Annotated in this window: 1 protein-coding gene; it reads left to right on the forward strand. The window is 59.0% G+C overall.

The genetic code is table 11. The features are described from left to right. The first annotated feature begins 144 nt into the window (after window positions 1–144). Window positions 145–879, forward strand: a complete 735-nt coding sequence (locus D3I60_RS01495) for an IS3 family transposase (protein ID WP_262774355.1) — start codon at window positions 145–147, stop codon at window positions 877–879. Window positions 880–939 lie beyond the last annotated feature (60 nt).

Raw genomic sequence — 939 nt, forward strand, 5'->3', positions numbered from 1 at the left:
CGAGCCGATCTGTGCCACGCTGCGTGCTGCCGGCGTGAAGATCGCTCCGAGTACTTACTATGCGCGCAAACATCGCCCAGCCTCGGCCCGTGACAAGCGTGACGAGGTGTTGAAGGAAGAGATCAGCACTGTGCACGCGAAAAAATTTACGATGCGTTCGGAGCCCGCAAGATGCATATCGTCCTCAACCGCGAGCCCGACACGCAGGGGCGTGGGCACGTGACCCGATGCACGATCGAGCGCCTGATGAAAGACCTCGACCTGCACGGAATCAAGAGGGCCAAGGCGCCGAACACCACGAGGTCAGCACCGCGGGAGATCTGCCCGGCTGATCTCGTCGATCGCCACTTCGAGGCCTTTGCTCCTGACCAGCTGTGGGTGGCCGATATAACTTATGTGCATACGTTCACCGGGTGGGTCTACGTCGCGTTCGTCACCGACGTGTTCAACCGCGAGATCGTCGGCTGGCAGGTATCGCGTTCGCTGCATACCGAGTTGGCTCTTGATGCCCTGCAGATGGGGATTTATCAGCGTAAACGTGCTGGTCACGACCTGTCCGGGCTTGTGCATCACTCGGACCGCGGAGTCCAGTATCGAGCGATTCGCTACGGCGAGGCCCTGGCCGAACAAGACGCGGTCGCTTCTGTCGGGTCGAAGGGCGACTCTTACGATAATGCCCTCGCTGAGGCCTTGAACTCACTTTATAAGGCTGAGCTGATTAGGAACAAGGGCCCGTGGAAGGGCATTGATGATGTCGAGATCGCTACGGCGGAGTGGGTGCACTGGTTCAATACGTATCGGCCCCACGGACCACTCGCTGGGGCGACTCCCACAACGTTTCGAGCGACCTATTTCAGAACGATGCCACGGGCTGCGTAGCTCGTGTTCGAGCACACCAATTCCAAGTAGAAAACTCTCCATCAAACCCGAGGCTTGACA

The organism is Brevibacterium permense, assembly GCF_025506275.1.
Classification (GTDB): domain Bacteria; phylum Actinomycetota; class Actinomycetes; order Actinomycetales; family Brevibacteriaceae; genus Brevibacterium; species Brevibacterium permense_A.